We start from the raw sequence: 7,380 nt of genomic DNA on the forward strand, positions 1-7,380 counted from the left end.
GCCCGTTCCTTCCCAGAACGCCCGCGATGCCTGGTGCTTTCGGGCATACCTGATGCGAACTTCCGACCAGGTACGCCCGATTCGACCAGGTACACCCGGAACGGCCCAGTACGCCCGATTCGACCCCGCGCCCGCGCACCCCGCGCCCGTTCCTTCCCAGAACGCCCGCGATACCTGGTGCTTTCGGGCATACCTGGTGCGAACTTCCGACCAGGTACGCCCGATTCGACCAGGTACGCCCGGAACGACCTGGCGCAGCCAGCCCAGCCCGACCCCCGACCCGCCCAACCCGCCCGCGCCGAACCAGCCCGACCCCACCCCGCCCTACGGCGAGACGGACAGCACGATGAACGCGGCGAAGATCACCAGGTGCACCCCACCCTGAAGCCGCGTGGCACGACCGGGCAGCACGGTGAGCACCGCCGCGACGATCGTCAGCGCGAGCAACACGATCTGCGACGGCCCGAGCCCGAGCAGCAGCGTCCCCGGCATGAACAGCGACGCGACCGCGATCGACGGGATCGTCAGACCGATCGACGCCATCGCGGACCCCATCGCCAGGTTCAGGCTCGTCTGGATCCGGTTCCGTGCGGCGGCCTTCGACGCGGCGATGCCCTCCGGCAGCAGGATGAGCAGCGCGATCACGACACCGACGAACGACGGCGGGAACCCGACCGCGGCGACCCCGGCCTCGATCGCGGGCGACTCCACCTTGGCCAGCCCGACCACGGCGACGAGCGCGACGACGAGCAGCCCGAGCGACACCATCGTGGTGCGACCGGACGGGCGTGCGGCGTGGGCGTCCTCGGACTCGACGAGCACCCCGCCGGCACGGTTGACCGGCAGGAAGAAGTCGCGGTGCGCCACGGTCTGCGTGACGACGAACAGCCCGTAGAGCACGAGTGACGCGATCGCGACGAACACCAGCTGCGTCCCCGTGAAGGAGGCGTCGTCGGTGCCGGTGGTGAACGTCGGCAGCACCAGGGTCAGCACGGCGAGCGCAGCCACCGTCATGGTCGCGGCGCTGGCGCCCTCCTGGTTGAAGCGCACGGTGTTGTGCCGCAGGGTCCCGATCAGGATCGCGAGGCCGACCAGTCCGTTCATCGTGATCATCACCGCCGAGAACACCGTGTCGCGCGCCAGGGTCTCGGCCTGCGCACCGCCCGAGCTCGACAGCGAGATGATGAGCGCGACCTCAATGATCGTCACGGCGACGGCCAGCACGAGCGAGCCGAAGGGTTCCCCCACGCGGTGCGCGACGACCTCGGCGTGGTGGACGGCCGCCAGGACCGTGACCGCGAGCACGACCGCGACGACGACCACCACGGCGGTGCCGAGCCCGTAGCGGCCGTACGAGAACGCGAGCACGACGGCCGCCAGGATCGGCGTGGCCACGGGCCACACCTTGGGGAACCAGGAGGTCATCGGACCATTGTCTCAACCGCGGGGCGCGTAGACCGCCACCTCGGCCGCGGGGACGTCGATGCGCACCGCGTCGCCGGGGGCGATCCCGAGCGCGGTCAGCCGCGCGAGCGTCAGGTCCGCCACCAGGTCACCGGCCCGCACCCGCACCAGTCCGTCGCGCGGTTCGAGCGACGAGACGGTGCGCGCGACCCCGGCACCGTCCCGCGCCAGCACGGCGGCCGTCGGGTGGAAGGCGGCCAGGGCGGGCCGGCCGGGAGGCACGGCGCGCGCCCCCGACGCCAGCTCGCCCCCGCCGTCGATCGCGATCCCACCCCCGGTGGCGGTCCCGCGCACCAGCGCGAGTCCGGAGAACGTCGCGGCGAACGCACTCGTCGGACGACCGAGGACGGCAGCGGGGGTGCCCTGCTCGACCACCCGGCCGCCCTCGAGCACGACGACGCGGTCGGCCAGTGCGACGACCTCGACCGGGTCGTGGGTGACGAGGACCGCGGGCCGGCCGGCGACGGCGGTCCGGAGTGCCGCGCGGACCTCGTCCTGCGCGCCGACGTCGAGCGCCGAGGTCGGTTCGTCGAGCAGCAGCACCGCCGGGTCGGTGGCGAGCGCGCGGGCGATCGCGACGCGTTGCGCCTGTCCTCCGGAGAGCGTGCGTGGGTCGCGGGTGGCCAGGTCGGCGACCCCGACGGCGTCGAGCGCGTCGCGGGCGAGCTGCCGGGCCGCGGCGCGACCGGTTCCGGCCGCACGGGGCCCGAAGGCGACGTTCCCGACGACGTCGAGGAACGGGAACAGGTCGGACCGCTGCGCGACGAGTCCGGTCCGACGGCGGTGCGCGGGCAGGGTGCGCCTCGGGCTCGAGACCTGCACCCCGTCGAGTTCGATCCGGCCGGCGTCGATCGGCAGCAGCCCGGCCAGGGCCTCGAGCACCGTCGACTTGCCCGCACCGTTCGGCCCGATGACGGCCAGGCACTCCCCCGCGCGGACCTCGATCGCGACGTCGACGTCCCGCGTCCCGACGACGACGTGCGCCCGGACGCCCACCGCACCCTCGGCCGTCACGCCAGGGCTCCGCGGGTGCGGAACGACGAGGCCCCGATGACGACGACGGCCACCACGACGAGCACGACCGCCAGGGCCACCGCGGTGTCCGGGTCGACCTCGCGCTGCAGGTAGACCTCGAGCGGCAGGGTCCGGGTGACCCCCTGCAGGCTGCCGGCGAAGGTCAGGGTGGCCCCGAACTCGCCGAGCGCCCGGGCGAAGCAGAGCACGAGCCCGGACACGATCCCCGGCAGGACCCGCGGCGTCGTGACGGTCAGGAACGTCCGGGTCGGCCTGGCACCCAGGGTCGCGGCGACCCGTTCGTAGCGGTCGCCCTCGACACGGAGCGCGCCCTCCACCGAGGACACCAGGAAGGGCATCGCGACGAAGGTCTGCGCGATGACCACCGCCGTCGTGGTGAACGCGATGTGCAGCCCGTGGTCGTCGAGGAACGCCCCGACCACCCCGAGCCGACCGAAGGCCGCGAGCAGCGCGAGGCCACCGACCACCGGCGGCAGCACGAGCGGCAGGAGCACGACCGCCCGTGCGACACCGACCCAGCGTGAGCGTGACCGCGCGAACAGCACGGCGAGCGGGTACCCGAGGACGAACGCGACCCCGGTGGCCGCGAGCGCCGTGCCGAGGCTGAGCCCGAGCGCGGTCAGTGACGCGGTCGAGGTCACGAGCCCGACGAACGACGACCAGTCCACCCGGCCGAGCATCGCGAGCACCGGCACGACGACGAACAGCCCGCCGAGCACCGCGGGCAGCGGGAGCCACCACGCGACCGGCGGCCGTCCGTCAGCGCGCGGAGCCACGGGTCAGGGCTTCCCGAAGCCCGCGTCGGCGAGCACGCGCTGCCCGGCGGCGGAGCGGACGTACTCCGAGAACGCCCGCGCGAGCTCCGGGTCCCGGGATTCCCGGAGCACACCGATCGGGTACGTGTTGACGGCCTTGCCCGACTCGTCGAACGGGACGCCGTCGACCTTGCCGCCGGCCCCTCGGACGTCCGTCACGTAGACGAGTCCGGCGTCGGCCTGACCGGACTCGACCTTGCCGAGCACGTCGGTGACGGACTGCTCCTCGCTGACCGGCTCGAGATCCACGCCCGATGCGGACTCGACCTTCGCCGTCGCGGCACCGCAGGGCACCGGGGCGGCGCACGTGACGAGCTGGACGCCCGGAGCCGTCAGGTCGTCGAGGTTCGCGATGCCCTTCGGGTTGCCCGGTGCGACGGCGATCTCGAGGACGTTCGTCGCGAAGTCGCGCGGCGACCCACTCGCCAGGTCGGTCGACGACAGCTTCGCCATGTTCGCTTCGTCGGCGGACGCGAACACGTCGGCGGGGGCGCCGTTCTGGATCTGGGTGACGAGGTCGCTCGAGCCGGCGAACGAGAACCGGATCGAGGCACCGGGGTTCGCGGTCTCGAACTGCTTGCCCAGGGTCGTGAAGGTCTGCTGCAGGGACGCCGCCGCGAGCACGGTGATCGACCCCGACACCTCGGTGTCCGCGCTCGACGACGAGGACGGCGACGACGACCCCGCCGGAGCGTCGGCGGTGGAACACGCCGACAGGCCGAGCGTCGCCACGACGGCGAAGGGCACGAGCAGCGAGCGGGAACGACGGATCATCGGGGGTCCTCCTGGTGGGCGGGTGCTTCGACGGCGACCATCGTGGCCTTCACGGACGCCACCGCGACGGACCCGACCTCGAGCCCGAGGTCGCGGACGGCCTCGGCACTCATCAGGGACACCACGCGGTGCGGGCCGCACTGCAGCTCGACCTGCGCCATCACGGTGTCGACGACCAGGTCGGTGACGATCCCGACGAAGCGGTTGCGCGCCGAGCTCTTCACCGCGGACGCCGGGTCGGTCAGCTCGGAGCTGCGTTCGCGTGCGTACGCGGCGACCTCGCGCCCGTCGACCACGGCTCGCCCAGCGTCGTCCGTGGCACGGGTGAAGGTGCCGCCGTCGACGAGCCGACGAACGGTGTCGTCACTGATCCCGAGGAAGGCCGCAGCATCCCGTACCCGCAGTTGCGTCATGATCCACCGATCCTATCCGCGGATGCGGCGGCAGGGGCAGTGGAGGTGACCAGGCTGGGTCAGGACCGGTGCTCGATCGCCACGGGCAGCCCCTCGCGACGCCAGGCCTCGAAGCCGCCGTCGAGGACCGTCACGCGCCTCCCGGCCGGTTGCCGCGCCGCCCACGCGTCCGCACGGGGTCCGCGTGCGCAGTAGACGACGACCTCGTCCGCACCGGTGTCGTCGGTGACGGCACCGGTGACCACGCCGGCCGCGCGTTCCTCGTCGGTCCGGACGTCGACGACGACCAGCGGGTCCGATGGGTCCGCCACCCTGGCGGCCAGGGCGGACGGCGCGATGCGCGGCGTCGCGGAGGCACCAGGGGCAGGCGCCGGTCGACGCGAGGCGGGCCCGCGGCGGACGGGGCTCTCGGTCCAGCGCCACCGGCGGGCGTCGACGGTCAGGACGCGTCCGAGCAGCGGGTCACCGCTGCCGGTGACCAACGCGAAGACCTGTCCCGCCATCACCGCACCGACCGCGCCGCACAGGGCGGGGACCACGCCGTCGAGGGCGCACGAGCCCTCGTCGGGCAGCGCGTCGGGGTGCAGGTCGTGGAAGTCGACGCCGTCCGGCCCGGCGTCGCGGAAGACGCTGACCTGCCCGTCGTGGCCGAGCACGGTGCCCCACACGAACGGCACGCCGACAGCGGCGCAGGCGTCCGAGACGACCCGGGTGACCACGACCGAGTCGGCGGCGTCGACCACGACGTCGTGTCCGGCGACCAGGTCCGGCGTGAACGACCCGACCACGGCGACCGCGTCGAGTTCCGGGTCGACGGCGACGGCCCGGGCGACCGCGACCTGCGCCTTCGGCGAGCCGACGTCCGCGGCGGTGAAGAGCGTCTGCCTGGCCAGGTTCGAAGCGTCGACCACGTCGGGGTCGACAACCGTGAGCCGACCGATCCCGGCGAGGTACGCGACCACCGGCGCCCCGAGCCCGCCTGCCCCGACGACGAGGATGCGCGATGTGGCCAGGCGTCGCAGCCCGGTGACCCCGACGTCGGCGAGCGCGGCGGTCCGCGAACCGAGCTGCGTCCGCCCCGGGGAGAGCGCGGCGGCGGGGGCGACGAGGGGTTCCATCCCGTCATTCTGGCCCGTCGCACCGAACTCCTGCATGTGAGAGTTCAGCGCCCGGACGCGGCGGATCCCCAGAGCAGATCGGTACGGTCGCGGGCGTGAGTTCACCGCGCACCGGTACCGTCCCGGTCCGACGCACGACGTCGGACGCGTCGGTGCGCGCGCGCTCGCTGGGGCTCGTCGTGGCGGCTGTCCGAGCCCTCGCACGGACCCCCGAGATCACCGTCGGCGCGCTCGGCGTCGTCGTCGCAGCAGCCTTCAGCTGGGTACCGTCGGTCTGGTACGACGAGGCCGCGACCATCGCGAGCGCACAGCGCAGCTGGCCGGCGCTCTGGGCCGAACTGCAGAACGTCGACGCCGTCCACGGCCTGTACTACGCCGTGATGCACGTCTGGTTCACGCTCGTCGGGTACTCGCCGTTCACGCTGCGGTTCCCGAGCGCGCTGGCCATCGGGGTCTCCGCCGGCCTCGTCGTCGCGCTCGGCCGTCGTCTCGGCGGGGTGCGGCTCGGCGTCGTCTCCGGGATCGTGTTCCTGGTCCTGCCGCGCGTCGCCTGGGCCGGCACCGAGGGGCGCCCGTACGCCACCGTCACGACGTTCGCCGTCGCGCTGACCCTCGTGGGGATCACCGCGGTCCGGCGCACCCGGACCCGGCACCACGCGACGCGGTGGTGGATCGTCTACGGCCTGCTCGCCGTGGTCGCCGTGCTGTTCAACGTCTACCTGGCCCTGGCCGTCGTCGCGCACGGGGTCGTGCTCCTCTGGACCGCCGTCGCCGACCGTGCCGCACGACGCGACGCCGCGCTCTCGCAGCGCAGCGGTCCGGTGGCGGCGCCGATGATCGACCGCGCCGCGTTCGTGCGCTGGGGCGTCGCCGCCGTCGGGGCCGCGCTCGTGGTGTCGCCGTTCATCGTCCTCGCCGCAGGACAGGCCAAGCAGGTCGGCTGGATCACCGGCGTCGGGTGGGCCACCGTGCGCCAGGTCATCGCGACCGCCTGGTTCGGTGCCGTCTGGCCGTACGCGGTGCTCGGGTGGGCGCTGATGATCGTCGGCGTCGTGCTCGCCGTCCGGGCCACCCGACGCCCCTCCCCCGCCGCCCGTGACCTGCTGCGGATGCAGGCCGTGCGCGTCGCCGTCCCCCTGACGATCCTGCCCACCGCACTGCTCGTCGGCGCGACCGCAGCCGGGGAGCACCTGTACTCCCCGAAGTACGCCAGCCTGAGCCTGCCGTTCGTCGCGCTGCTCATCGGCCTCGCGATCACGGCGATCCGACCCCGGCGGTGGCTGGCGCTCGCGGTCGTCGGGATGCTGCTCGTGTCGGCACCGACGAGCACGATCGTCCGGCTGCCCCACGCGAAGCAGGACTCGCACTGGGCGAACGCGGCGGCGATCATCGAGCGCGAGCGGGACCGGCGCACCGACCAGAACGAGGGCGTCGTCTTCGGCAGCGTCTGGGAGCACCCGGGCACCACCGCGCAGGTCATCGCCGACTCCTACCCCGAGGCCTTCACCGGGATGCGCGACCTCGCCGTCGCCGAGACCGGTGCCGAACGCGGGCAGCTCTGGAACGTCAACGGGGACATCGCGACGACGGTGCCCGAGCGGATCTCCGGCATCGACACCGTGTGGTTCGTCGGCGGCAAGTCACGGAACATCCGCCCGCAGGTCACCGACACGCTCGTGGCCGAGGGGTTCCACGTCGTGCGCTACTGGCACACGGGCACGGTCATCCTCTGGAAGTACAGCCGCTGACGGTGGCGGTCCA

The 7,380-nt window shown here is 73.4% G+C and carries 7 protein-coding genes; 1 reads left to right on the forward strand and 6 read right to left on the reverse strand.

Annotated elements, in window-relative coordinates; all coding sequences use genetic code 11:
• Nucleotides 1-324: 324 nt before the first annotated feature.
• From BIU91_RS17755 to BIU91_RS17780, 6 genes are read right to left on the reverse strand one after another with little or no spacing between them, the layout of a single operon-like run.
• Nucleotides 325-1,425, reverse strand: a complete 1,101-nt coding sequence (locus BIU91_RS17755) for a calcium:proton antiporter (protein ID WP_017888287.1) — start codon at nt 1,423-1,425, stop codon at nt 325-327.
• Nucleotides 1,426-1,437: 12 nt separating this feature from the next.
• Entirely contained in the window at nt 1,438-2,478 is a 1,041-nt protein-coding gene (locus BIU91_RS17760; RefSeq protein WP_253183801.1) for an ABC transporter ATP-binding protein, read from the reverse strand.
• The gene (locus BIU91_RS17765) at nt 2,475-3,275 is read right to left on the reverse strand and encodes an ABC transporter permease (RefSeq protein WP_071406516.1); all 801 of its coding nucleotides are present in this window, start codon (nt 3,273-3,275) and stop codon (nt 2,475-2,477) included. Before BIU91_RS17765 ends, BIU91_RS17760 begins: the two co-directional genes overlap by 4 nt.
• A 3-nt stretch (nt 3,276-3,278) precedes the next feature.
• Entirely contained in the window at nt 3,279-4,088 is an 810-nt protein-coding gene (gene modA / locus BIU91_RS17770) for a molybdate ABC transporter substrate-binding protein (RefSeq protein ID WP_071406517.1), read from the reverse strand.
• On the reverse strand, nt 4,085-4,501 hold the full coding sequence (locus BIU91_RS17775; protein ID WP_071406518.1) for a TOBE domain-containing protein: 417 nt from the start codon (nt 4,499-4,501) through the stop codon (nt 4,085-4,087). Before BIU91_RS17775 ends, modA begins: the two co-directional genes overlap by 4 nt.
• 59 nt (nt 4,502-4,560) lie before the next feature.
• On the reverse strand, nt 4,561-5,619 hold the full coding sequence (locus BIU91_RS17780) for a ThiF family adenylyltransferase (protein WP_071406519.1): 1,059 nt from the start codon (nt 5,617-5,619) through the stop codon (nt 4,561-4,563).
• 95 nt (nt 5,620-5,714) lie between these two features.
• On the opposite strand from BIU91_RS17780, the gene BIU91_RS17785 reads away from it, so the two are divergent.
• Nucleotides 5,715-7,367 carry a glycosyltransferase family 39 protein gene (locus BIU91_RS17785; RefSeq protein WP_071406520.1) on the forward strand — a complete coding sequence of 551 codons (1,653 nt, stop codon included), beginning with the start codon at nt 5,715-5,717 and terminating at the stop codon, nt 7,365-7,367.
• Nucleotides 7,368-7,380: the final 13 nt, after the last annotated feature.

The organism is Curtobacterium sp. MMLR14_002 (assembly GCF_001864975.1).
Lineage (GTDB): Bacteria > Actinomycetota > Actinomycetes > Actinomycetales > Microbacteriaceae > Curtobacterium > Curtobacterium flaccumfaciens.